At 56.8% G+C, this 25,234-nt stretch carries 23 protein-coding genes; 5 read left to right on the top strand and 18 right to left on the bottom strand.

The window, feature by feature from the left end; all coding sequences use genetic code 11:
• Positions 1-20: 20 nt before the first annotated feature.
• The 16 genes from ACK2JC_RS14795 to ACK2JC_RS14720 form a co-directional block, all read right to left on the bottom strand.
• The gene (locus tag ACK2JC_RS14795; RefSeq protein ID WP_320937556.1) at positions 21-2,456 is read right to left on the bottom strand and encodes a HAMP domain-containing sensor histidine kinase; all 2,436 of its coding nucleotides are present in this window, start codon (positions 2,454-2,456) and stop codon (positions 21-23) included.
• A 7-nt stretch (positions 2,457-2,463) separates the two neighbouring features.
• Positions 2,464-3,159 (bottom strand): response regulator transcription factor, encoded by a 696-nt coding sequence (locus ACK2JC_RS14790; RefSeq protein ID WP_007706850.1) that lies wholly within the window; start codon positions 3,157-3,159, stop codon positions 2,464-2,466.
• 55 nt (positions 3,160-3,214) lie between these two features.
• Complete coding sequence (locus ACK2JC_RS14785) at positions 3,215-4,819, bottom strand: peptidoglycan-binding protein (protein ID WP_309472144.1); 1,605 nt, start codon at positions 4,817-4,819, stop codon at positions 3,215-3,217.
• 443 nt (positions 4,820-5,262) lie between these two features.
• Positions 5,263-5,937, bottom strand: coding sequence for a MerR family transcriptional regulator (locus tag ACK2JC_RS14780; protein WP_092368926.1), 675 nt, complete (start codon positions 5,935-5,937; stop codon positions 5,263-5,265).
• A 77-nt stretch (positions 5,938-6,014) separates the two neighbouring features.
• Positions 6,015-6,344, bottom strand: a complete 330-nt coding sequence (locus ACK2JC_RS14775; RefSeq protein WP_368272356.1) for a hypothetical protein — start codon at positions 6,342-6,344, stop codon at positions 6,015-6,017.
• A gap of 28 nt (positions 6,345-6,372) precedes the next feature.
• Positions 6,373-6,981, bottom strand: a complete 609-nt coding sequence (locus ACK2JC_RS14770) for a class II aldolase/adducin family protein (protein WP_320937559.1) — start codon at positions 6,979-6,981, stop codon at positions 6,373-6,375.
• Between the two features lie 100 nt (positions 6,982-7,081).
• The gene (locus ACK2JC_RS14765) at positions 7,082-8,098 is read right to left on the bottom strand and encodes a sugar ABC transporter substrate-binding protein (protein WP_320937560.1); all 1,017 of its coding nucleotides are present in this window, start codon (positions 8,096-8,098) and stop codon (positions 7,082-7,084) included.
• Between the two features lie 434 nt (positions 8,099-8,532).
• Complete coding sequence (locus tag ACK2JC_RS14760; RefSeq protein ID WP_092368937.1) at positions 8,533-9,366, bottom strand: phosphoenolpyruvate hydrolase family protein; 834 nt, start codon at positions 9,364-9,366, stop codon at positions 8,533-8,535.
• Between the two features lie 20 nt (positions 9,367-9,386).
• Positions 9,387-10,637 carry a Tm-1-like ATP-binding domain-containing protein gene (locus tag ACK2JC_RS14755; protein ID WP_166461067.1) on the bottom strand — a complete coding sequence of 417 codons (1,251 nt, stop codon included), beginning with the start codon at positions 10,635-10,637 and terminating at the stop codon, positions 9,387-9,389.
• A gap of 27 nt (positions 10,638-10,664) precedes the next feature.
• Positions 10,665-11,717, bottom strand: a complete 1,053-nt coding sequence (locus tag ACK2JC_RS14750) for an ABC transporter permease (protein ID WP_227167230.1) — start codon at positions 11,715-11,717, stop codon at positions 10,665-10,667.
• Entirely contained in the window at positions 11,714-12,751 is a 1,038-nt protein-coding gene (locus ACK2JC_RS14745; protein WP_242956461.1) for an ABC transporter permease, read from the bottom strand. Before ACK2JC_RS14745 ends, ACK2JC_RS14750 begins: the two co-directional genes overlap by 4 nt.
• A gap of 15 nt (positions 12,752-12,766) precedes the next feature.
• Positions 12,767-14,248, bottom strand: a complete 1,482-nt coding sequence (locus tag ACK2JC_RS14740; protein ID WP_092368946.1) for a sugar ABC transporter ATP-binding protein — start codon at positions 14,246-14,248, stop codon at positions 12,767-12,769.
• A gap of 20 nt (positions 14,249-14,268) precedes the next feature.
• Positions 14,269-14,988, bottom strand: coding sequence for a FadR/GntR family transcriptional regulator (locus tag ACK2JC_RS14735; protein WP_092368949.1), 720 nt, complete (start codon positions 14,986-14,988; stop codon positions 14,269-14,271).
• 220 nt (positions 14,989-15,208) lie between these two features.
• On the bottom strand, positions 15,209-16,567 hold the full coding sequence (dnaB, locus tag ACK2JC_RS14730) for a replicative DNA helicase (RefSeq protein ID WP_007706814.1): 1,359 nt from the start codon (positions 16,565-16,567) through the stop codon (positions 15,209-15,211).
• 20 nt (positions 16,568-16,587) lie between these two features.
• The gene (gene rplI, locus ACK2JC_RS14725; RefSeq protein WP_118754320.1) at positions 16,588-17,034 is read right to left on the bottom strand and encodes a 50S ribosomal protein L9; all 447 of its coding nucleotides are present in this window, start codon (positions 17,032-17,034) and stop codon (positions 16,588-16,590) included.
• A 27-nt stretch (positions 17,035-17,061) separates the two neighbouring features.
• Complete coding sequence (locus tag ACK2JC_RS14720) at positions 17,062-19,107, bottom strand: DHH family phosphoesterase (RefSeq protein WP_092368957.1); 2,046 nt, start codon at positions 19,105-19,107, stop codon at positions 17,062-17,064.
• A gap of 251 nt (positions 19,108-19,358) precedes the next feature.
• On the opposite strand from ACK2JC_RS14720, the gene ACK2JC_RS14715 reads away from it, so the two are divergent.
• The 5 genes from ACK2JC_RS14715 to ACK2JC_RS14695 all read left to right on the top strand — a co-directional run bounded on the left by ACK2JC_RS14715 (position 19,359) and on the right by ACK2JC_RS14695 (position 23,950).
• On the top strand, positions 19,359-20,222 hold the full coding sequence (locus ACK2JC_RS14715) for a DUF5685 family protein (protein ID WP_320937420.1): 864 nt from the start codon (positions 19,359-19,361) through the stop codon (positions 20,220-20,222).
• Entirely contained in the window at positions 20,203-20,826 is a 624-nt protein-coding gene (locus ACK2JC_RS14710) for a DnaJ domain-containing protein (RefSeq protein WP_107435889.1), read from the top strand. The genes ACK2JC_RS14715 and ACK2JC_RS14710 overlap by 20 nt, the downstream gene beginning before the upstream one ends.
• Positions 20,817-21,347, top strand: a complete 531-nt coding sequence (locus ACK2JC_RS14705) for a hypothetical protein (RefSeq protein ID WP_320937421.1) — start codon at positions 20,817-20,819, stop codon at positions 21,345-21,347. The genes ACK2JC_RS14710 and ACK2JC_RS14705 overlap by 10 nt, the downstream gene beginning before the upstream one ends.
• 47 nt (positions 21,348-21,394) lie before the next feature.
• Positions 21,395-22,546, top strand: a complete 1,152-nt coding sequence (locus tag ACK2JC_RS14700; protein ID WP_107435878.1) for an ROK family transcriptional regulator — start codon at positions 21,395-21,397, stop codon at positions 22,544-22,546.
• A 102-nt stretch (positions 22,547-22,648) separates the two neighbouring features.
• Complete coding sequence (locus ACK2JC_RS14695) at positions 22,649-23,950, top strand: N-acetylmuramoyl-L-alanine amidase family protein (protein ID WP_320937422.1); 1,302 nt, start codon at positions 22,649-22,651, stop codon at positions 23,948-23,950.
• Between the two features lie 16 nt (positions 23,951-23,966).
• On the opposite strand, the gene ACK2JC_RS14690 is transcribed toward ACK2JC_RS14695, so the two are convergent.
• Positions 23,967-24,710: a MerR family transcriptional regulator gene (locus ACK2JC_RS14690; RefSeq protein ID WP_207666180.1), complete on the bottom strand. Its 744-nt coding sequence runs from the start codon at positions 24,708-24,710 to the stop codon at positions 23,967-23,969.
• 168 nt (positions 24,711-24,878) lie between these two features.
• Complete coding sequence (locus ACK2JC_RS14685) at positions 24,879-25,226, bottom strand: phenylpyruvate tautomerase MIF-related protein (protein WP_092362682.1); 348 nt, start codon at positions 25,224-25,226, stop codon at positions 24,879-24,881.
• Between the last annotated feature and the right edge of the window lie 8 nt (positions 25,227-25,234).

Below are 25,234 nucleotides of genomic sequence, written 5' to 3'. Positions count from 1 at the left end.
GGCCTGCGGGGCTTTTTCTCTCACTGTGTCCAGTTATCCGTACCGGATTTCGCTATGTTGCCGCCGGAATCCTCCGTTTCTATCATTTTATCCTTGTAAACCTCATCGGCTGTCCCCAGCTCTGTCCCAGGCTCACCCAGCTTGTCCAGACAATCCTCTATGGTGGTCCACTTCACAGGGAAGGACACCACGGCCTTGAACAGATCCCCGTCAATCACAATATCGAACTCCCCGCCCTGAAGCTGGGTCAGACTCTTGGCAATGGACAGGCCCAGGCCGCTTCCCTCCGTGGTTCTGGACACATCGCCGCGCACAAAGCGCTCGGTCAGCTCATCCGGAGAAATGTTCAGAGGGCTCTCTGAAACATTTTTAATTGTAAAGACTGCCCTCCCGTTCTGCTGAAACACATCCACATAAATCCGGCTCCGCTCCATCGCGTACTTGAAGGCGTTATTGTAAAGATTTTCCAAAATCCGCCACATGCGCCGTCCGTCCGCCCGGATCAAAAGCGGCTCATTGGGCAGATGGCTCACCACCTCCAGATGGCGGCGCTCAAACTTCTCCGCAAACTCTCCACCGGTCTGCTGGACCAGCTCCACCAGATCGATGTCCGCGATCTCCAGCTTCAGATTGCCGGAGCTGGCCTTGGAGGCCTCCACCAGGTCCTCGGTCAGGGTCTTTAAACGCTGGGATTTCTGTTCCAGCACCTCCAGATATCCCTGAATCTTGGGATCCTGAATGTGTTCGCGCTTGAGCAGGTCCACATAGTTGATAATGGAGGTCAGCGGCGTCTTGATATCGTGGGACACGTTGGTGATCAGATCCGCCTTCAGGCGCTCGCTCTTCACCTTCTCCTGCAGGGCCGCGTCCAGGCCGATGCTGATGTTGTTGATGTGCTCGCCCATAATCCGCTCTTTGCCGTTCAGCCGTTCCAGGTTCATCTGCAGACTGGTATTTCCCTGGGAAATGCTGCGGATCGCGCCGTCCAGCTGGTCCATCTGCAGCGCCTTGGAGAACATGAGATGGAAAATTAACAGGTTGAAGAGCGCGAAAAACACCGCAATGGCGTAAAAAATCATCTTCTGCTTGATTGTCTTCTCTTCGATCAGGAACATGCTGAACATGCTCCAGATCATCATGCAGTTCAAAAACAGCACCATGGCGAAGCCGATTCCCATGCCGAAGGCAAAAGCGGCCCGATTCCGGTAATCCTGGGTGTGATCGATCACGCTCTTGGTTAGGCTGTTGCTCCACAGGGTTCTGGCTTTATACCGCCGGATCATTCCGAAGAAGCAGATCATGCTGCCCGCATAGATCACCAGAATGCGCATCAGCTTAATCCAGTACCCCCACTGATCCTCCTTAAAAAACAGGCTGATCAGCCGGTTGCCCACAAGTTTCCCCAGATACAGGCAGGCGAACACGCAGATCACCCACATGGCCAGCCCCACCTCCGTGAACGTCTCGTCCGACGGGTACAGGCGGATATCCTCGCTTCCGGCAAAGGTGTGGCCGGACATCATCATGAGCAGCAGAATCGTAGCCAGGCAGCCCACCATTCCCACCACCACACCGGCCATACCCACGATAAAGTTATCTCTGGCGCTGTTGTACTGCGCCGCCTGTCTGGCATAGGTGTCGTCATTGGGATAGGACGTGTCTACGGACACGATCAGGTAATACTTGTTGTTGCCGAAGGGGTTCCACATTTCCAGATAGGGAGCCACGTTTACCGGCACGTCGGCCAGATTGCTCTCCATGCGGATGGTATTTCCGGGGATGTAGAGATAGCGGCCCGAGGCCTTCATCTCCTCCACCGACAGTTCCGGCGCGTTGGTGTAAATCTGGTCCTTTCCGTCATCGCTGTGGTAGGCGATGCGGAAATGCATGTTGGTCTTGTTCTCAATATAATTGTAGTAAATGGAATAATAGTCGCCCAGGTGATCCAGCACGTCCAGGGCCAGGTCCTCCCGGGTCATCCGGTTCTCCTCCAGCTCCCGGTCCATGAAGTTGGGGTTGTAGGACTGCCAGTCCACGGTGATCTCATCGTCGTCATCGTCCATGGAGGTTGGCACGCCCTGGACGGTGAAATTCTCATCCAGGTAATATCCCCGGGTCTTGGCGTAGCGGACCAGCTGGTCCAGGGTCAGCTCCTCGCTGAGCCCGGGGCCGTCGCTGATACCCACAATAGTCCGCTCCATATCCAGCTTTCCATCTGTCTCAAACACATCCCGGTAGCCGACATAGCTGAATATCTTCTCAATGTCCTGCTCCAGACGGGTTGAAAACTGGGGGGAGTCCTCATACACCTCATCGTAAACCCAGCTGATCCCCTTGCCGTAGTCCGAGTTGAGGTACATGGCGCTGATGCCGGCCGCAGTGACGACCAGAAACAGCACATGCATCACGGTTAAAAATATTTTCTTTCGCTGGTAGCGATTCCGTTCTTCCGCCATAGGCCACCTACTGTTTCTCGATCTTGTAACCCACGCCCCACACCACCTTCAGGTATTTGGGTTCCCTGGGATTGATCTCGATTTTCTCGCGGATATGGCGGATGTGCACCGCCACCGTGTTGTCCGCTCCGATGGCCTCCTCGTTCCAGATCTGCTCGTAAATCTCATCGATGGAGAACACCTTGCCCGCGTTCTTCACCAACAGCAGCAGAATATTGTATTCGATGGGCGTCAGCTTGATGGGGTCCCCGTCCACCGTCACTTCCTTGTTGTCGTCGTTGATCTGAAGGCCGCCGCACTTGTAAACCTGGCCGTCGGGCTGCTGGTTTAAGTTCCCAAGCTGGGTGTAGCGCCGCAGCTGGGACTTCACCCGCGCCACCAGCTCCAGGGGATTGAAGGGCTTGGTGATATAGTCGTCCGCGCCGATGTTGAGCCCCAGAATCTTGTCCGTATCCTCGGACTTGGCCGAGAGGATGATGATGGGTATACTGCTGTTCTCCCGCACCTTGAGCGTGGTGCGGATTCCGTCCAGCCCCGGCATCATCACGTCGATAATCAGAAGGTCCGCGTCATGGCTCTCCAGGTACTCCAAAACCTCGTACCCGTCGTAAGCCTTGATCACCTCAAAGCCTTCTCCGGTCAGATAAATATCAATGGCCTCCACAATCTGTTTATCATCATCACAAACCAGAATCGTCTGCATTGCTGTCCCTCCTCTTCGTTCGAACGAAACGCGCCGTCCGCTGTAAACTGTGCGTTTAGAAAATTCTCCAGGCACAGATAAAGTTGTTTGCCCACCACTGGGTCAGTCCCCTGTGCACAACGCGTCCGTTACTGGAGGAAGCGTCGATCACAGTTCCGCCGCCGGCCGCAATTCCCACATGGCCGTTCACGACCACGATATCACCGGCCTGAATGTCGTTGAAATTGGTAATCTTTGTGTAACGTCCCGCATTTCTCCAGCCCGAGGACGTCATGTAGCTCTGGTTGACGCCAACCTGATTCAGGCACCAGTACACGAACCCGGAGCAGTCGAAGGCGTTCGGTCCCTTGGCTCCCCACACGTAGGGGCTGCCCAGCTTGGAGCTGGCCACCGAGATCAGAGAGGACGCTCCGCCGCTGGCCGGCGCTCCTCCGGACGGCGGCTTATAGGTTCCGCCGCCGGTATTCCCTCCGGTGTTCCCACCGGTATTTCCACCCGTGTTCCCGCCGGTGTGTCCGCCGGTATTCCCTCCGGTGTTGGCGCCCGCGTTGCCGGTTCCGGCCGCCGGCCGTCTCACGTTGTCGCTGGAGAGCTTGGCCAGGGTCTGCACGCCCACCAATCCGTCCACCGACAGTCCGTTGCGGGACTGGAAATTCTTTACAGCTGTCTGAGTGGCCTCGCCGTAGTAGCCGGTGACATTTCCGGAGTACAGGTAGCCGTGCTTGCTCAAAAGCTGCTGCATGCGCTTGACCGCGTCGCCGCGCTCGCCCAGCATCAGGCCGTTGGACCGGGCGCTGGGGCTGTCTAAGGCCATCCGGGTGGACGGTCCCAAATAGCCGTCCACGATCTGGTCGTTTCTGGCCTGGAACTGTTTGATGGCGATCGCCGTATCCTCACCGTAAGTGCCGTCGGGCTCCGTGGTCAAATACCCCAGCTCCTTCAGGCGCTGCTGGCAGGCCAGAACCACATCGCTCTTCTCGCCGTAGGACAGGAAATTGGGCTTGATCTCATCGCTGTACAGCAGGTTGATGGTCTTCTGCCCCACCTTACCGTCCATGTTGAGTCCGTTTACTTCCTGAAGCTTTAAAACCGCTGCCTCGGTGGAGTCGCCGAAGTTTCCGGTCACCAGATCCGCTGTCGCCAGATATCCCAGCTCGTACAAACGCTGCTGGATTCTCTGAATATCGTCGCCCTGGGTTCCCTTGGACACCGCGTAATACTTGGCGTCCGGGGACATGATCGCGTCCCAGGTGCTGTTTCCCACAATTCCGTCCTGCGCCAGCTCATTCTGCCGCTGGAAATGCTTCACCGCCTGCACGGTCATCTCGCCGTAATAATCCGTCGGCTCATCGTTGTCCATGAAGCCCAATTCCATCAAGCGGGCCTGCAGCTTGGCCACAATGGCGTGCCGCACGCCGATCCGCAGATAATCCGGAATGGGCTCCGCGTCCCCCAGGTCCACATCCGCCAGATACGGCAGCACCTGCCCGCCAAGTCCAAGGGGCGCGATGGTCTCCGGGACCACCTGGATCACCCGCGCTTCGCTGGGCGTCGCCTCCGCTTTTTCCGCTCCGGCCGGGGCCGCCTTGCAGCCCCCCAGCCATAAAGCTCCGGCGCAAACTGCCGCCAGAACCGTATATTTCATGTATCTCTGATTCATAGTTTCTTATGTACCCTTCTGTATCAGTCGTATTTTTAAGCGCTAAATCATTCTTATTCTAACATATTTCGATCTGAATAGCGATAAAAACTTTCTTAAGAACCTCTGCAGAAAGGCATCAAAAAAAGCCCCGCCCGCTCAGGTCGTTGCTTTTTTGTTCCTCGCGGCCAAACCGCGGGCAAAGAGACAGGGCGCGGCAAAAGGGGCAGGCAAAACATTGCTTTGCGGACCGCAGGGACCCGCGTCCGGAAAGCGCAAAATCCTGGCAGAAGCCGTATTCACCAAGACACGGTTTCAGGAGGCCCGGGCGGAAAAATTGCTGAATCTTCCCGCGAAATGAGCCGTTGCCCACGATTTTGTGTTTTCCGGGCGTCAGTCCCTGCGCTCTGCAAAGCAGTCCCACCTGCCCGTTTCGCCGCGCCCTGCCCGTTGCGCGTACCTTTTTACCGCTCCCCCTTCAATTTCTTTGCGCCTCTTCCAAACCGTTTCCGCTTGAAAAACGGCACCTTTGCGGCGGCGGCCTCTTCCCTTCCGTCCTTCTGGTAAGCGCGGATGGTCTCGTCCAGCTGCCTGAACCGCTCCTCGTCCTTCTCGTCCGACACTCTGAGCAGATATTCCAACTCCCCTCTCAGCTTCTCGTTGACAAGATAACTCACGTCCTGACTGAGCTTCTCATTGTTCACTTCCAAGGCTCGTCCGATAATCAGGTTCATGATCTGCTGGAACTGCTCCATCTTCTCCTCATTGGAGAGCACCGGCATCGCGGCCGCGCCCTTCACCTGAGCCAGGCTTGTCCCGCCCTCGGCCGTCTCCTCCTTGAACTCCAGAAGAGCCGCGTTCATGTCCCGCTCCAGAATCTCATCGGTCAGCTTTGCCCCCTGTCCGTCGTTTTTCAGTACCTGATTCAGAGCGTGCTTGATCGCCTTCAGCTGATACCCTTTTTCTTTCAGGTTTTTCACCTGCTTAAACAGACGGATATGTAGGTCCGTGTAATACCGGTGCCCCATCTCGTTCCGTGGAATATCAAGTTCCAGTTCGTCTTCCCAGTACCTTAATACATGGGCCTCCACATCAACCTTTTTGGACGCATCCGATATCAGATAATGTACTTCATCCATAGCCATTCTCTCCTTCACATCTTAACAGGCAGCTCCTGCCTTACTACTAATGTATGCGTTGAGAATGGATATTATGCCTAATCTTTTATATATTCAATTCCATCAATTCGAATTCCCGCCTCCGTTTTCTCAAAGGGAAATGAGAACTCTCCGAACTCTGTTTTCAACACCAGACGCCCGTCGGCGATGGCGTAATCCACCGACTGCTTCAAGTCTCCGGACTCCATCACCAGCTGTTTCCCCTCAAAGCTGACCCGCTCGATCACGGTCTCTCCGGTCTCAACCGGCGGGTTCACCGCCCGGTAGGACCCGCTGTACCCCTTATCCCCTCCCTTCACAAACAGGAGGACCAGGCAGCAGACCGCCGCTATGGCCGCAGCGGCCAGCCAGATTTTCTTTTTCTTCATATGACTCACTCCCACCCGTTTCCGTCGCTCAGTTTACCCCGCCGCGTTCCATCAGCTTCATGTTCCAGTATACCCTGGCATTTTCCTCGATCAGCTCCGCTATGTATTCGGCCTCGATTACATTTTTGGCAAATGCCACCACCCCGTGTTCTTCCAACAGAAAGCCGCAGGGACGGTTTATCTGCTCCAGGCTTCGGTATATCTCCTCCATGCCCTCCTGCTCCACGGTCAGGCTCTTCAGCTTGCAGATGGGAACCGGGCTGTCCGTGATCTGCTTCATCTGTTTTGTGACCAGGGGAAGCAGGTCGAAGCAGTTGGCGCACATCAGGGAATACAGGGGATGCGCGTGGACAATCCCGCCCACTTCCGGCATTTTCCGGTAGATTCCTCCGTGCAAAATGGTCTCCTTGGTGGGCTTTCTCACGCCCTCAATTACAGTTCCTTCCAAATCCGTGATCAGCAGATTGTCCTCATCCGCGTCCCCCAGAGTGATGCCCGAAGGCTTGATCAGCATATAGCCGCTTCCGGGAATGCGCGCGCTGATGTTCCCCCCGGATGCCGCGGCCAGGCCGCAGGCGAAGGCGCGCCGGGATGCCTTGATGTAAGCGTTTTTAACTTCAAGAAATTCCAGATACATGTGTTCTCCTCTCCTGAAAAACGGGGAGCGGGGCGTAATGGTAGGTTACGCCCCGGGTCGTGTCCCCGCTGATTGCACTGATCGTCAGACAGAAATTCCATTAACGGTATGTGCTCGTATTGTCCTTGGTCACAAGGGTCATGGGAATGTACTGTTCCGGCGCAACCTTATAGCCGTTACAGGCCAGCAGGCAGGCGTAGATGGCGTTGGCGATCTGGCTCTTTTCCTCCTGGGCTCCGGTGATCAGGATATCGCCCGCGTCGATGGCGTCCAGACAGTCGTTGTCCACGTCAAATGTAACCTGAACCATTTCCTTGTCGCGTCCCACGGCCTTACATGCCTCGATGGCGCCCATGGTCATATCCTTGTTGATGGAGCCGACGCCGTCGATCTCGGGATAGCGCTGCAGGAAGTTCTCCATTACGGTCATGCCCTTCTCGCGGTTGAAGTCCGCGGGCTGAGAGTCCAGAAGCTCGATTCCGGGATAATTCTTAAACGCGTCCAGATATCCGTCCACGCGCTCCGTGGAGGTGGAGTTGCCCGCGGTCCCCTCGATGAGAACAACTTTTCCAGTTCCTTCCAGAGCTTCGCACAGGGCGGTTCCCAGCTCGTAACCAACCGTGTAGTTGTCAACGCCGATCCAGGTCAGCACATCCCCGCCGTAAGCCTTGGTGTTGGGAGTGGCGATGGGAATGCCCGCGGCGTTGGCCTTCTCGATGGCAGGCACAATACCTGTGGAGTCTGCCGGTGTGATTAAAATGGCGTCCGCGCCGTCCGTGATCGCCTGCTCCACCAGCTGAATCTGCTCCTCAACGCTGTACGGAGTCTCCGGCCCGATACATTTGATGTTGATGTTGGGAACCAGGGCTGCGGCTGCCTCGGCTCCGTCGATCATACTGAGCATGAATGAAAACTGCATGGACTTTACGATAAATACAAAGTTATAGGTTTTGACCGATGGGTCCGCCGCCTGGGCGGGCTCGTTGCTGGCCTGGGTCTCCGCGGGCGCCTGATTCTCCGCGGCGGTGGCAGTGGCGTTGGAAGCGCCTACTGTACAGCCGGTTAAGGTGGACGCAAGGATGGTGAAACTTAATAGACATGCTAAGATCTTTTTCATAAAATAATCCTCCTTCTTATTATATAGTAGCTTTGTTACCCCATGAGAAACTGGTTTGTATTGGTTAGGTTATGTTTAGATTGCTGGAATTCGGTAGACGTCCTAAGGAATCCACTGAGCTTTGCCTGGTACCCCTGACATTCCAACTGCTGGAATTCGCTGGCCGTCCTAAGGAATCCACCGGGCTTTGCCTGGTACCCCTGACATTCCAACTGCTGGAATTCGCTGGCCGTCCTAAGGAATCCACCAGGCTTTGCCCGGTACCCCTGACATTCCTAACCGCTGGAATTCGCTAGCCGTCCTAAGGAATCCACCAGGCTTTGCCTGGTACCCCTTAGGACAAGGGCCGTCCTAAGGAATCCACCAGGCTTTGCCTGGTACCCCTTAGGACAAGGGCCGTCCTAAGGAATCCACCGGGCTTTGCCTGGTACCCCTTAGGACAAGGTTTTAAACTCCCTCACCGTCTTCACAATCGCCTCTTCTGTCGGAATCCGCTCCATACTGGATGCCCCCACAAATCCATCGATCTCCGGCAGATACGTTCTGAACGCTGCAAAATCCTTCGGTGTCGCCAGCGGGCCCCCGTGCGCCAGCCAGATAATGTCGTCCCGCACCGCCTTGCCCGCTTCCATGATTCTTCCGGTCAGCTGGGCGGACTCCTCGATGGTCAGGCTCTTGGTGGTTCCGATCATTCCCCCGACGGTCAGACCCACATGGGAAATGATACAGTCAGCCCCGGCCTCCGCCATGGCTTTGGATTCCTTCTCATTGAACACATATACAATCGTAAAAATATCCTTCTCGCGCGCGATCCGCACCATATCCACTTCCTTCTGGAAGCCCAGGTTGGTCAGCTCCAGCTGCTCCCGGAACTGGCCGTCCACCATGCCCATGGTGGGGAAGTTGTTGATACCGCTGAAATTCTCCGTCATCACCCGGTTTAAATGGGTTCCGATCTCCCGCGTCACATCCTGCCCAAAGCAGGAGCAGATCACCGGAATATCCTTCACCACCGGAAGCACATCGTGAGCGCCCATGTCAAAGGCCACCTCGTTGGCATTTCCGAAGGCCAGCCAGCCGCTTAGGGAGCCGTGCCCGCTCATCCGGTACCTGCCGGAGTTGAACACCATCAGCATGTCCGCCCCGCCGGCCTCAATGGCTTTACCGGTCAGGCCGCTTCCGGCTCCGGCCACCACAATCATCTCGCCCCGCTCGCGGATCGCGTGAAGATACGCCAGCAGTTCCTCTCTCGAATACTTTTTCGCCATACTCTCTTACCACCTTTATATTATTTTTTATAAAACTCCTTCATCATCCCGTCCAGCAGCTCCGCCGCAGACTCCCCGAATCCCGGGTCATACAGATGCCGCTGGTCCTCGATCACCTCGACTCCCGTCCCCGCAAGTCCCTGCTTCAGCGTGTCAAACAGCATCTCATTGGCCTCCGGCAGGTAGAAAATCTCCCCCGGCCGGTCGATGGAGGACAGTCCGCCCCTGGGAATCAGCACCTTTGCCAGACTTCCTGCCCCCTTCAGCTTCTCCACCATAAACTCGCCGATTCTGCGGTTCTCCTCCACATTGGTGCGCATGGTGGTCATGGTAGGATTGTGATAATTCAGGGTCCGCCCATTCTTAAACTTATCCGGCAGCTCGTCCATGGGCGGCAGCACAATGGTGTCCGCCGCTCCCGGCACCAGAACCATGGGAATTTTACACTCCACCGCCGCTTCCAGCCGTTTCGGCCCGGCGTTGTGCAGTCCGCCCACCAGATAAGCCCCGATCTCGGCCAGCGTCATATCCAGCACGCCGTGGATCACCCCGTCGTGGATCAGATTCTCCATAGCCCGGCCCCCGGCCCCCGACGCGTGGAACACCAGGGTCTCATAACCCTTGGCCTCCAGCGCCTCCCTGGCCCTGGTCACTCCCTTGGTGGTGGTCCCGTACATGGTCTGACCCACCCGGAGAACCGAACGGTCCAAAAGCCGCCTGGCATGGGCTCCGAAATCTGAGGAATACCACTGGGCCGCCTTGGCCGCCAGCGCCGCAAACCGGTCGAAAATCATCATGGTAACGCAGTTGAGCCCGGCCACGTCCGCAATGGACGGCATAATTGCGATATCGCTGTCCTCCAGATACCACCGGGTATTACCCGACGCCAGGGTGCTCAGCATGAGCTTCGGCAGCCCCAGCGGCAGCGTCCGCATGGTCTGGGTCACGATCTGGGTCCCCCCCGCCCCTCCGATGCCGATCACCGCGTCGATCCGTCCGGCTCTAAACTCCCGGTCCACATACTGCTCCACCAGGTTGGACGCCGCGGCCACCGCCTGTCCCCTGGGCATCCGGTGAATGGACTCCACCGTAAACTCCGTGCCTTCGCACAGCTTTGAGAGCGGCACGTCGGGCCGGGCGGTGGGTTCCCCTCCCACCCCCACGTCGATGGTCGTGCACAGCGCGCCGTTGGCGATCACCCGCTTTTTGATATAGTCCGACTCCAGACCCTTTGTGTCATAGGTTGCGATAAACACTACATTTGCCCCCACAATCCCCTCTCCTTTCTTCTCCCCTTCTCAGGATTCAGACTCCCGTTTCCTGCGCTTCTGCTCCGTCAGCTCCTCGCTCAGGTCATTTTCCAGCTGCATCTTGCGGTTGATCAGTCCCTGGTTCATAAATACCGCCATGATGATCAAAAAACCGTTCACCAGCGTCTGCAGTTCGCTGGGCATCTGCAGGCTGTTCATCCCGGCCTGGATGGTGTACACCACCACAGCGCCTCCGGCCACACCCCATATATTTCCATAACCTCCGCTCATGGCGAAGCCCCCGATCAGCGACACCGTGATCGCCTCAAAATGGGTTTTGGTGGCAAGTCCCGGCTCGCAGGCATTCAGGCGGGCCACATACATCATGCCCGCAAACGCCGCCAGCATCGAGCTGATGATGTACACAATGATCAGCAGCCGGTCCGTCTGAATACCGGAAAATTTGGCCGCCACCGGGTTCGCCCCGGTAAAATACACCTTTCTTCCAAAATTTGTAAATCGTAATAGCCAAAAAAATAATAGCAGGGCCAAAAATGCGATCAGCATGGGCACCGTGACTGTAAATCCCCCGATTTTAAACAGTCTCCCCATTGCGATCTGGCGGAACGATTCATTGAGCGGGTAAAGCACCCGGTTCCGCAAATACACCCACGCCAGCCCCCGGCACGTGTACATCATGGCAAACGTGGCGATAAAGGGCGGAATATTCAGTTTTGTGATCATTACCCCGTTTAACAGCCCTGTGGCCGCGCCGGTCAGCAGAACCAACACGATGGGCACGCCGATGAATATATTGCTCTCCTTCAGCAGCATCCCCCCGCAGAGTACGGATGAGAACGCCATCACCGCCCCCATGGACAGGTTGATCCCCCCGGTCAGTATTACGATGGCCTGTCCGATTCCCACAATCACCAGAAAGCTGGCCTGATTCACAATCACGGAAAGATTCTCGCTGGCCAGAAAATTGATCCCGTTCATCCCGTTGACCACCGCGAAAAATATCAGCACGGCCAGCATAATAATGATGGTCGACATGCCGCACAGCTTCGCCAACACCTGTTTCATTAACCGATCATTCATGCCGCAGCCTTCTCTCCTTTCTTGCCCGTGAGCCTTTTCTTGACGCTCAGTCTGGTCACCACCTCATTCAGGATCATTCCGAACACCAGAATGCAGCCGATCACCACCATCACCACCGAAGTGTCGATCCCCCAAAGACTCATGGCATTGCGTACCGTAAACAGTGTCAGCGCCCCGAACAGCGCCCCCGGTATAGACCCCTTCCCCCCCTTCATGGAGTTGCCGCCCAGCACCGCCGCCACCACAGCCTGGAACTCCAGCCCGTCGCCCACTGTTGGCTGCAGGCTGTTGGTGCGGATCATCACCACCATCCCGGCCACCGCGGCCAGAAATCCCGACAGCATGTAAACTCCCACCTTCCAGCGCACCGTGTTGATGCCGGACAGCCGCGCCGTCTCCTCGTTGGCGCCCAGGGCGTAGATATTGCTCCCCAGAGTCGTCTTCTTAAACACCAAAAGCACGCAGGCAATCACCAGAAGCGTGATCAGAAGAAGCACGGAAATGGACAGGATCTGCGAAGGCTTGGGCCCGAAGATCACGGTCAGCACATTGCTTCCCAGCAGGTCCACCAGCCGGTTGTTAGGCGCGGATTCCCAGGAAATGGTCCGCTTGTTGCTCAGCGTGTTGGCCACGCTCTGGGCGATGCCCGAAGCCCCGAAGGTGGCGATAAAGGGCGGAACCTTCATTTTCGTCACCACAAATCCGTTTAGGGAACCGAACAGCGTTCCGCAAATGAGACCGGCCAGAATGGAGACCTGAGCGTTCACCCCTTTGCTCAGGCACAGCGCCATCACGACGCCGCTCATGGAGACAATACCTCCCAGAGACAGGTCGATACAGCCCATCATCAAACACATGGACATGGCCATGCTGAGAATCATGAGAATACACGCCTGGGTCAAAAGAGTGGTGATATTACCCGGCGTAAAGAAATTTGGAACCAGAATCGATGCCATAAAGATAGACAGAACCAGCACATACGTGGAATTCGGCAGATTTGAAATCTTGAAACTAAGTTTTGCTTTCCCCTTCATAATCCCCCTCCTCGCCTAAACATTGGAGAACGCAAGGTTCAAAACCATGCTCTGCTCCACCTCGCTGCCATCGATCTCCCCGACTACGCTGCCCCCCGACATCACGTAGATCCGATCGCTCATCCCCAGTATCTCCTGCAAATCCGAAGATACCATGAGAATGGCAGCTCCCTGCAAAACCAGCTCGTCCATCAGCTCGTAGATGCTGCTTTTGGCCCCCACGTCGATTCCCCTGGTCGGCTCGTCAAATATGAACACCCGGGATTTGGACATGAGCCACTTGGCAATGACCACCTTCTGCTGGGTGCCTCCGCTGAGAAAGCGCGCCAGCTTTTCCATGGTGGACGCCGCGATGGACAGGCGGTCCATGTACTCCTGAACCTTGGTCTTTTCCTGCGCCCGCTTCACAATTCCCCCCGGATTGAGCAGCTTCAAAGACGAAATCACGCTGTTTTCCCGGATGCTAAGCGGCAGCGCCAGCCCCTCTACCTTCCGGTCCTCAGGCAGCAGGCACATCCCCATGCGCCCCGCCTTTTCCGGGCTGTTTTTGGGAACCTTTTTTCCATCCACAAACACCTCCCCGGTGCGGTAGGAATCGATTCCAAACACGGCCCGCATGGTCTCCGTCCGGCCGGCCCCCACCAGCCCGGACACGCCCACAATCTCGCCCGCGTGCACCGTCATGGACACATCCTCGAACCGTTCTCCCGACAGGCCCCTGATCTCCAACAGCGCCTCCCCCGCCTCCTTGCGGGTGTGGGGGTACAGATTTTCAATCTTGCGACCCGCGATCCCTTCAATGACCCGGGTCATATCCATGTTTTTGATGTCCTCGGTCAGAATATGCTTTCCGTCCCGCATCACCGTGACCCTGGAGCCGATCTCAAAAAGCTCCTCCAGCCGGTGGGAGATATAGAACATTCCCACGCCCCGCTGCTTTAAAAGCTCGATGATCCGAAACAGCTCGCGGATCTCCGAATCCGTCAGGGAGCTGGTGGGCTCGTCAAACACGATGATCTTCGCATTCTTGGACAGCGCCTTGGCGATCTCCACCATCTGCTGGGTCCCCACCCCCAGATTCTTCACCAGCGTCCGGGAATCTACCTGAATCCCCATGTCCCGCAGCAGCTCGTCCGCCTTGGCCTCCTGGGCCCGCTTGTCCACAAAAAACCCCTTTTTCAGCTCATGTCCCAGAAAGACGTTGCTGGCAATGGACAGCTCCGGCACCAGATTCAGCTCCTGGTAAATCATGCGGATTCCCAGTTCCTCGGAAATACGGGGAGAATTCCGTGTAATGGGCTTCCCCTCCAAAAGAATCTCCCCCGCGTCCGCCGTGTAGGCGCCGGACAACACTTTCATCAGTGTGGACTTGCCCGCGCCGTTTTCCCCCACGATGACGTGAACCTCCCCCGGATATAAATCAAAGCTCACGTCATCCAATGCCTTAACCCCTGGAAAATATTTGCCGATTCCCCTGAATTCAAGCAATTTCTCCATTTTCCCCCTCCTTTTACTTCTTACTGCTCTGTCTTCTCCTTTAACTTTCTCTTTCGCTCGTTGTCGATTCTCACCTTCCGAAGCACGTCCTCCATGTGCTCGGTCATATACCGCTTGGCGTCGTCCCCCTTCTTGTTGGCAATGGAACAGTAAATATTGTAATGGAACACATGGCTCTTCTCCATGCCGTGGGTGCGCAGCAGACCCATGAGCCAAACCGTGTACATGGACTCCAGCATCTCCGCCGCCTTGATAAACAGCTGGTTCTTGGACGCCTCCGCCACCGCCCGGTGGAATTCCATATCATATTTTGCAAACATATCCGGGTCGCCCATGTGGGCCTCCGCCTTCTCGCAGGCCACCCGCATCCGCTCTAAGTCCTCCGCCGTGGCCCGTTCAGCCGCCATCGCCGCCGCTTCGCTCTCCACTCCGATCCTGAATTCCGTGATGCTCTCCAAGTCCCGGGAGTGCAGCAGCATGGTGGGGAGCATGGAGTTTAAGTAAATTCCGATATTCAAATTCCGAACGCTGTATCCGAATCCCTGGCGGCTCTCAATGAGGCCCAGGGCGTTTAACTTGCTGAGTGCAACCCTTACCGTGTTCCGACTCACCCCCAGGGTTTCGCAGAGCTGGCTTTCCGACGGAAGCTTGCTCCCCTCCACCCACTCGCCGCTGGCAATCATCTGAAGCAGCTGGTTGTAAGCCTCGTCCACAAGGTTGTTCTTCTCAATGATATTCATGTTTAGGAGTCCTCCGATTTTCCGTTCTTGTTGGTTGTAACTTGTCCCATAAGTTACAACTTAAATATAAAACACCACCGTCATATTGTCAATATCTTTTTTATTATTTTATAATCTTTTGTGCACCTTGCCCTCCTCCCCCAATTTTTCAATGAATCATAAAAATAAGCCGGTAATTTCTGAATTCATCTTCAGAACTCCCGGCATATTCTTAACACATTTATTCTCCCGCCCCATCTCCCTGGGGCCGGGTGGCGTTCACGAACTTCGTGTACTCCGGCTTCCAGATCAGCGTCACCGTGCCGATGGGGCCGTTACGCTGTTTGGCGATGATTACCTCCGCCTCGTTGGGGTGTTCGGTGTCTTTATTGTAATAGTCGTCGCGGTAAAGGAACATAACCACGTCGGCGTCCTGCTCGATGGCTCCCGACTCACGCAGGTCCGAAAGCATGGGGCGGTGGTCCGTACGGGTCTCGCAGGCGCGGGACAACTGGGACAGCGCCACCACCGGCGCGTGCATCTCGCGGGCCAGGGCTTTTAGGGAACGGGAAATCTCGGAGATTTCCTGCTGGCGGTTGTCGTTGCCGCCCTTTCCGCTGCCGCTCATCAGCTGTAAATAGTCGATGATCACGATGCTCAGGCCGTGTTCCAGCTTCATCTTCCGGCACTTGGAGCGCAGCTCGGAAATGGAAATACCCGGCGTGTCGTCGATCACCAGCTTGGCGTTGCCGATGATTCCCACGCCCTCCACCACCGCGTCCCAATCCGAATCCGTCAGGGAGCCGGTCCGAAGCTTCTGAGCGTCCACGTTGGACTCCATGGAGAGCATACGGTTGACCAGCTGCTCCTTGGACATCTCCAGACTGAACACCATACAGGGCAGCTTCTTGCGCACCGCCACATGGTCCACCACGTTCAAAACAAAGGCCGTCTTTCCCATGGAAGGGCGGGCGGCTATCAGTACCAGGTCCGAGGGCTGGAAGCCGGACAGCTTGTAATCCAGGTCGATAAACCCGGTTGGAACGCCGGTAACCGTGCCCTGGGTCTTGTACGCCTCCTCGATCTTCTCCAGCACGTTGATGGCCACCTGCTTGATGGGCACAAAATCCTGGGTACTGCGGCTCTGCAGCAGGTTGAAGATCTGCTTCTCCGTGTCGGCCAGAATATCCTCCAACGGGTCCTTACCCGCGTAGCAGGTGTTGGCGATCTCCTCCGTGGTGCGGATCAGCTTGCGCAGCACCGCTTTCTCATGGACGATCTGGGCATAGCTTCTCACATTGGCCGAGGTGGGCACCATAGTCACAATGTCCCGGACAAAGTCCAGGCTGCTGACCTCGGGAGGCACGTCCTTCTCCTTCAGGCGGTCCTGAAGTGTGACCAGGTCCACCGGTTTTCCCTCGTTAAACAGCTCCACCATGGCGTCGAACATCACGCCGTACTGGTGCTGGTAAAAATCACTTCCCACGATGATTTCCGAGGCGGCGATCACCGCCTCCCGGTCCATCAGCATGGAGCCGATAACCGACTGCTCCGCTTCAATGCTGTGCGGCAGCACCCGTTTCATCAGCGTTTCATCCATGTCTCCATCTCTCCTGTCTGTCAGGCCTCCACAACCTTAACGGTCAGCTTGGCGGTCACGTCCTTGTGAAGCTTAACCGGAACCTCGAAGGTCCCCAGCGTCTTGATCGGATCGGTCAGAACCATCTTTTTCTTGTCGATGTCCAGCTTCAGCTGGTCGCTGACGGCCTTGCCGATCTCCTTGGTGGAAACGGAACCGAAGGTCCGTCCGCCCTCGCCCGCCTTGATGGAAACGGTCACGGGGCTCGCCTCCACCTTCTTAGCCAGCTCCCTGGCCGCCGCAAGCTGCTCAGCAGCCAGTCTGGCGTCGTTGGCCTTCTGCAGCTTTAAGTCGTTTAAATTCTTGGTTGTGGCTTCCACGCCCAGCTTCTTGGGCAGGATGAAATTGCGGGCGTAACCGTCGTTAACCTTGACGATCTGTCCCTTTTTACCCAGTGCCTTAACGTCCTCTAACAATACGATATCCATAATTCTCAACTTCCTTTCAATCAATTTTTATGATACTTCGCCTGCCTCCAGCATCTGCCGGATCACTGCTTTCAGGCGTTCTTTGCCTTCTTCCACGGTGATGTCCGGGATCTGCGCCCCGGCGATGGTGCGGTGTCCGCCGCCGCCCAGCTTCTCCATCATCACCTGCACGTTGACCTCGTCGATGGACCTGGCGCTGTAATAGATCACGCCATTGTAGGGCGTGAGCACCACGGAAGCCTTGATCCCCCGGATCTCCAGAAGCTCGTTGGCCGCCTGGGCGCCGATAATGGTCGGGCTGTCCAGTCCGTCGGAGGGACACACGCTGATGGCGAAGGAGTCCATATAGACCTCCGCCAGCCGGACCGCCTCGGCCTTGGCCTGGTAGTCCACCATATTTTCCCGGAACAGCTTGCGCACGCGGGTGATGTCCGCGCCGCTTCTGCGCAGGTAGGCGGCCGCCTCAAAGGTGCGCACGCCCGTCTGGTTTGTAAAATTCTGGGTATCAATCACGATTCCGGCGTACATGGCGTCCGCCTCTGCCGGCCGTACCTTGATCCCATCCATGATGTACTGCAATACCTCCGCCACCATCTCACAGGCGGATGACGCGTAGGGCTCCACATAGGAGAGCACCGCGTTGTCGATGATCTCGCTGCTGGTCCGGTGATGGTCCAGCACCACGATGGTCTTGATCAGCTTTAAAAGCGACGGCTCGTCGGTGATGCTGGGACGGTTCACATCCACCACCACCAGCATGGTGCCGCCGTCCACCAGCTCCGCGGCCTTGGGGCCGGTGAGGAACATATCCTCCGGGTATTCACCCCCGCCCGTAAATCGCTCCATCATGGGGCGCACGGAGGAGGTCACCTCGTTGACCACGATATTGGCCTTCTTGTTCATGGCCATGGCGATGCGGTAAATGCCCACCGCCGCGCCGAAGGAGTCGATATCCAAAAGCCGGTGTCCCATAATCAGCAGCCGGTCCTTATTTTCCATCAGTTCCCGAAGGGCGTGGGCCTTTACGCGGGCCTTTACGCGGGTGGTTTTCTCCATCTGCTGGGCCTTGCCGCCGTAATACTGGATCTTATCCGCATCCTTCACCACCGCCTGGTCGCCTCCGCGGCCCAGGGCCATATCGATGGAGGTTCTGGCATACTCGTAGTTCTGGCTGTAGGTGTCGCCGTTCATACCGATCCCGATGCTCAGGGTCACCGCCATGTCGTTGCCGATGTTGACGGTCTTAACGTCCTCCAGAATGGAGAACCGGTCCTCCTGAATCTTAGGAATGTACTGCTGCTTAATGGCGAAGAAATATTTGTCCTTCTCCATCTTTTTCACGATGCCGTTCATACCGGCGATATATTTGTTGATCTTGCGGTCGATCAGGGCGGTCAGCAGGGAGCGCCGCACTTCCTCCACGCTCTCCAGCGCCTCGTCGTAGTTGTCCAGGTAAATGAGCCCGGCCACCAGCTTCTGGTCGTTGATCTGCTGCATGTACTTGAGAGTCTGGGTCTCGTCCAGCAGGTACACCGCGGTCACTTCCGAATCAAAGACAGCCGGAAGCGCGTCCTCGCCCTCCTCGGTCCTGGTGACGCTGACCTGGTGCAGGTCGATGCGGTAGTTTCGGTCCCCGTAGGAGCTGTGCAGGGTCACCACGTCGCCTCCGGTGGCCAGCTGTTCCCGCTTGATCTCGGGAAACAGGGTCAGAAGGTTCTTGGGCGCGGATTTCTCGCCCCCCATGATGCGCACAAATTCCCGGTTCATCCACAGCAGACGGCCGTTTTCATCCGCCACCGCGTAGGCCACCAGCATCTCGTTCATCACCTGCAGCTGCATCTGGTTGTAGGAGGCTGCAAACTCCACCATGGCCGCGGCGATGCCGCGCTTGCGGGAAAAATAGATCCACAGCGCAATTCCAACATAGACTACCGTGAACGAGGACACAATGATGCCCGCCTTGACCGAAACCAGCCCAACGAACAGGCCCATTATAATGAAAAGCGCCGACAGATACAGCGGCCACTGTAAGTACAGACGGAATTTCCCCCGTACCTTTACTTTCTCTTTCATAGTCTTCCTCCAATAAATAAACGATCGGAATACGCCTATCTTAAACAGTATACCACAGAACGGGCTTTTCGTCTATTTAAAATGCGAAACGGCGCCTAAGCCCGCCTCCCCCAACAAATGATCCCTTGTGAAACCTCAGCCCCCTATGCTATAATAGGAACACTTAGCCTATTTTGTTCAGGCTTAGGGGGGCAATGGGCAGGCGCGGTATACTGCCGGCCGGATACGGCCGGTTTCGACGGAGTGAAATTATGTTTGGATACGTTACGATTTGCGAACCGGAGCTGAAGGTTAAAGAGCTCCGCAAATACAAGGCTTACTACTGCGGCCTGTGCAGAACGCTGCAGGAGGAATACGGTGCCGCCGGTCAGATGACCCTGACCTACGATATGACCTTTCTCATCGTTCTTTTGACCTCCCTCTACGAGTGCGGCGGACGGACCGAATCCCACCCCTGCAAGGTTCATCCCCTGAAAAAGCGGCCGATGCTGCGCAATGAGATCACCCAGTACGCCGCGGACATGAACCTGCTGCTGGCCTACTTCCACCTGAGGGACGACTGGGCGGACGAGCGCAGCGCCCAGGCACTCCTGGGAATGGCCGCGCTCAAACGAAACGCCGCCCGTGCCGCCCGCAAATATCCCCGTCAGAGCCGCATAATCGCCCGGGAGCTTCGCAAGCTGTCCCGCCTGGAACAGGAGGACAGCCGCGATCTGGACCTGGTCAGCGGCTGCTTCGGCCGGGTGACTGCGGAGCTGTTCGCCTGCCGCAGGGACCGGTGGCAGAACGCGCTGCGGCGCATGGGCTTTTATCTTGGAAAATTTATCTATTTAATGGACGCCTATGAGGATTTGGAGGATGACCGGAAGGCCGGGCGGTACAATCCGCTGGTGGACTTAAGCCGCCGCCCGGACTTTGAGGAGCACATCCGCACCATTCTGTGTATGATGATCGCGGACTGCTGCCGGGAATTCGAACAACTTCCCTGCCTGGAGGACGCGGGTATTCTGCGCAACATTCTCTACGGCGGCGTTTGGAACCGATATCAAAAAATACAGCTAAAGAAAACGGAACAGAAAGAGGATTACGGAAATGATGACAAAGAATCCCTATGAGGTTCTGGGCGTACCCCAGAGCGCATCGGACGACGAGGTAAAGAAGGCTTACCGGGATTTGAGCAGGAAATACCATCCCGACGCCAATGTGAACAATCCGCTGGCGGACCTGGCGGAGGAAAAATTCAAGGAGGTCCAGGAAGCCTACGACATGATCATGAAGCAGCGCGCCCAGGGCGGCGGCTCCTACTCCTACGGGGGCGGCAGCTCCGCGGGCGGCGGGAACTCCCAGGACGTGGAGATGCAGGCTGTGATCAACTTTATCAACAGCCGGCATTACCAGGAAGCCATCAATCTGCTGAATCGGATGCCCAACCGGACCTCCATGTGGTACTATGCCAGCGCCGTGGCAAACGCCTCCATCGGGAACAATATCGTAGCCATGGAGCACGCCCAGCAGGCGGTTAACATGGAACCGGGCAACATGCAGTACGCCCAGCTCTTAAACCAGCTCACCTGGACCAGCCGCAGATACCAGGGCAATCCCTACGGCGGCGGCTATGGAATGGGCTCCTCCTGCGGAACCGGTAATATGTGCTGCGACCTTTGGCTGGCGGACACGCTCTGTGAGTGTATGGGAGGGGATCTCTGTTCATGCATGTGACGGCAAGAAGAGTCGCGCTCTGCGGCCTGCTTCTGGCATTTTCCGTAATCTGTATGGTGTTGGGCAGCGTTTTTGAGACCAATACGCTGTTTCTGTTGGCCGCGGCCTCCTATTTTGTGGGAATCGTGATCCGCGAGTTCGGGCTGCGGACCGGCGCTGCCTTTTATCTGGCCAGCGTGCTGCTGGGATTTCTGACCGCTCCCAACAAATTTTATGTGATATCATTTTCCGCCATGGGGCTGTATATCCTGGGGACTGAGGCCCTCTACCGCCTGATGGCCGGCTGGCCGTCCGGGCTGCAAAAGCCCTGGATATTTACGGCGCTCCGGTACGCGCTCTTCAACCTGATGTTCCTGCCGGTAACAGCGGGCTTCTGGCATCTATTGTTCGCCGCTTCCCCGTCCCCGCTCCTGTGGGCGGTGGTGATTCTGGCGGGTCAGGCGGGCCTGTGGCTCTACGACCGGGCCTATCTGTACGCGCAGCGGCATATCTGGGGACGTTTCCGGAAGTATTTTATGTGAGCGCGGAGAGGCCGTTTTGAACATAAGCAGAATGGGGGTCTTTCTTCATGAAGATTTCGCAGACAAGGGATATCCGGTCCGCCAACCGGCTGACCATTATCAAACATATACTGAACAAGAAACACATCTCCCGGGCCAGAATTTCTGAGGAGACGGGGCTGAACAAAGCCACGGTCTCCACCATTGTCAAGGAGTGGATGAGCCTGAAGCTGGTGGAGGAGACCACCACCGGGGACTCCAGCGGCGGCCGCAAGCCCATTATTCTGACGCTGGCGGCCAGGGCGGGCTACTGTATCGCCGTGGACATGGGCGTCCAGTCCGTGAAGCTGATCCTGACGGACTTAAATAACGAAATCCTGCTGCGCCGCTCCTTCTCCATCACGGAGCCGGCCTTTGCCTGCGTCTACCGCCAGCTCTACCAGGAGATCGACCGGATGATCAAGGAGATTCCGCCCTGTCCCTACGGGCTCATCGGCATCAGCCTGGCCGTCCGCGGCATCATCGACTTAGACGGGGTGATCCGCTTCATCCCCAAGCTGGGCTGGCACAACATTGACATCAAATCCCTGCTGGACCAGCGCTACCACGTGCCGGTCTACATCGATAACGACGGAAATCTGGCCGCATCCATGGAATCCCGCCTTTACCCCCAATACCGGGAAATGACCGTGCTCAGCATCACGGACGTCATCTCCTGCGGCATCATCACCGGCGGCGAGCTGGTGCGGGGGTATCTGGGCTTTGCCAACGCGGTGGGCCATCACACGGTAAACATCCGGGAAACCCACCAGTGTTCCTGCGGAAAATACGGTTGCTGGGAGCAGTACTGCTCGGACCAGGCCCTTTTGGAGGAGATCAACCGCAAACGCCAGGTCCCGTTAACGGACATCGGCCAGTTTATCGATCTGGTCCAGGAACAGGACCCGGATGCCCTGGAGGTGCTGGACCGTTTCATCCACAACCTGGCCGTGGGCCTGTCCAACATCATCTTCTTCATGAACAGTGAGATCATCATTTTAAACTCCCACCTGATCCACTCCCTGCCCTACCTGATGCCGGAGATCATGAAGGACATCGTGCTGCCCATCACCCACTCCCAGGAGATCCTGCTCTCCACCCTGGGCAGCGACGCTCCCATTTTAGGCGCTTCCATGCAGGCCATTGAAGCGTTCTTTGAGATCCTTTCCATGCACGGATAGGGCTGGAAGAAAATTGTAATTATAATGTAATTGAAACGAAATTGAACACAGGCGCCCGGTTTTCTATAATAATACTATAACGTAATGTTGGGAGGGAACGACATGAAAGGTATTATTAAAACCATACTGGGCTGCCTGTTTTTGTCTCTGGGATTTTCCGGCCTGACGGGAATCATGGCCTTTGCCGCGGCTGAACGGATCGACAATGCCCGGATCACATTTTCATATGATCAGGCGCCCAAAGCCGGGGAGGCCCCGGGGACCGTCGCAGCGGCCACCACAAGCAAGGAATTCACCGTGGAGAGCGCGGAGTACGCCAATGATACAGACCGTTGGACCCTGGGCGACCGCCCCGAGGTGACGGTGATCTTAAACGCGGCGGACGGATACCGCTTCTATTATACTTCCTCCAGCCATTTCAAGCTCAGCGGCTGCGGTGCGGAGTTCCGAAAGGCCAAGGTTTTGGACGGCGGAAACAGCCTCCGGCTGGAAGTTTACTTAAAGCGGGTGGAGGGCAGGCCCGACCAGGCCCAGTCCCTGGAGTGGGACGGCTCCTACGCCATGTGGGATGAGATCGACGGCGTCAAACACTACGAAGTCCGCCTTTACCGCAACAAAACTCTGGTGACCACCGTCACCACGGCCAATACCGTCTATGATTTCCGCAGCGACATCACCCGTGGCGGCGATTACACCTTCCGCGTCCGCGGTATCGCGCGTTATGACGGCAAGGCCGGCTCCTGGTCCGACTACTCCGACGAGAGCACGTTTTCAAATTATGAAGCGGAAAATTACGGCAAGGGCAGCTGGATTCAAAATCAGCGGGGCTGGTGGTACCGCTACCACAATGGAGACTACCCGGTGAGTTGCTGGAAAAATATTGACGGCGCATGGTACTACTTCAACAACAGCGGCTACATGCTCACCGGATGGCAGAAAATCGGCGGGAAATGGTATTATCTGGAAACAAACGGCGTGATGCTTACCGGATGGCGTTTCATCAACGGAAATTGGTATTATCTGGAGCCCAGCGGGGCCATGGCCACCGGGTGGAAAAATATCGGCGGCTCATGGTATTACCTGGGACCCAGCGGCGCCATGCTCACCGGATGGCAGTACATCGGCAGCCGGTGGTATTTCCTGGATTCCAGCGGCGCCATGCTCACCGGATGGCAATCCATCAATGGAAACTGGTACTATCTGGACGGCAGCGGGGCCATGCTGACGGGCTGGCAGCAGATAAATGGCCGCTGGTACTACTTTGACGGCAGCGGGGCCATGTTGACCGGCTGGCACTATATCAACGGCAGATGGTACTGCTTTGACAGCAACGGCGCCATGTACGCCAACCAGCACACCCCGGACGGATACTTTGTGGACGGCAGCGGCGTGTGGCGGCAGTAAGCGGCAGCGCGGCCGGTCAAAACTGGATTTTCATATGATTCAGCTGATCTCTAAGCTCCCCCGCGTTGCGGATCGCAGCGTCCAGGGAGGTGATCAGCCGGTCGCACACGGAAATCACGCCCTCGTCCTCCCCTGGCGTGTCTAAAACCTGACGGATATCCGCAGCCGGGTCCCAGGTAAGGGCACTCAGCATGCGGAGAATGGCCGCCAGGGAGTAATTGGCGCAGCGCAAGGCGCGGATGATTCTGAGCCGCCGGATATCCCCGGCGGAGTAGACCCGGTAGCCGTTCTGCCTGCGCTTTACCGTGAGAAGGCCGTTTAACTCCCAGTTTCTCAGGGTATCGGCCGTGACCTGAAGGCAGGCCGCGGCCTCCTTCCGCGTCATCATGGTCCCGCCGTCCTCCGGGACAGCGCCGGACAGAATCTCCCCGGCGATCCGCAGCGCCTCCTCGGCATTTTCCCGCTCGCTTTTTAACGTTTCTTCATAACGGCCGGTGAGAAGCAGCGCCCGGTCAAACTCCCCGGCGGCCGACGCCTTGACGATCTCAACGGCGTTTGCCCGCAGCCCGTTTTGCAGCACCTCCACCCGGAGCGCGGTGCGGGCCAGGCAAAACTGGGCGATGTGAAGGTCCGTAAACACGCGATAGCCGTTGGCGCGGCGTTCGGGCCTGGAAATCAGCCCCAGCTCCTCGTAAAGCCTGACCGTATTGGGATGGATTCCGATTATCTGCGCCACCTGGGCCGTCCGGTACGTTTTCATCTGTCCGACACCTCCTGTTTTTCCTATCATACCACAGGATACAAGGTTGGTGTTATAGTGGAGGGTTTCCAGGAAATAATAATCGACGCCAGCAGTCCATTGCATTCAATAAGGCAGCGGCCTCAAAAGGGCCGCTGCCTCGCTTATTTTATGGATATCCGCCCGGAGCTAGAAATTTTTTCCATTCCAGCCCCAATCGGGTAACGCCTCATATTTGATGTAAAGGTCTCTGGGCGCCACGCCCAGATGATCTCCCAGAATCCGGGTGATCTCCCCGGTCATTTTCTCCGCGCCCTGCCGGTCCACGGTATCTCCCAGGATTTTCACCTCGGCGATGGCGATGGGACGGCCTGTCTCGCCGCCGAAATACATCTGGCAGTGATCCTCGATGGCCACCATCAGCCACTCCTCGGTCTTTCCCGGAAGGAAGGCGATGGCCTGCCCCAGCCCCGCCTTGATGCGCTCCGCCGTCTCTTTTGCGGCTTCCACATTTGTCTTAATCTGTATACACGGCATGTTTTTTA

The organism is Enterocloster lavalensis (assembly GCF_046603895.1).
Taxonomy (GTDB): Bacteria; Bacillota; Clostridia; order Lachnospirales; family Lachnospiraceae; genus Enterocloster; species Enterocloster lavalensis.
Note: the sequence above shows the minus strand (reverse complement) of the source record. Positions and strands in the feature narration are given on the sequence as shown.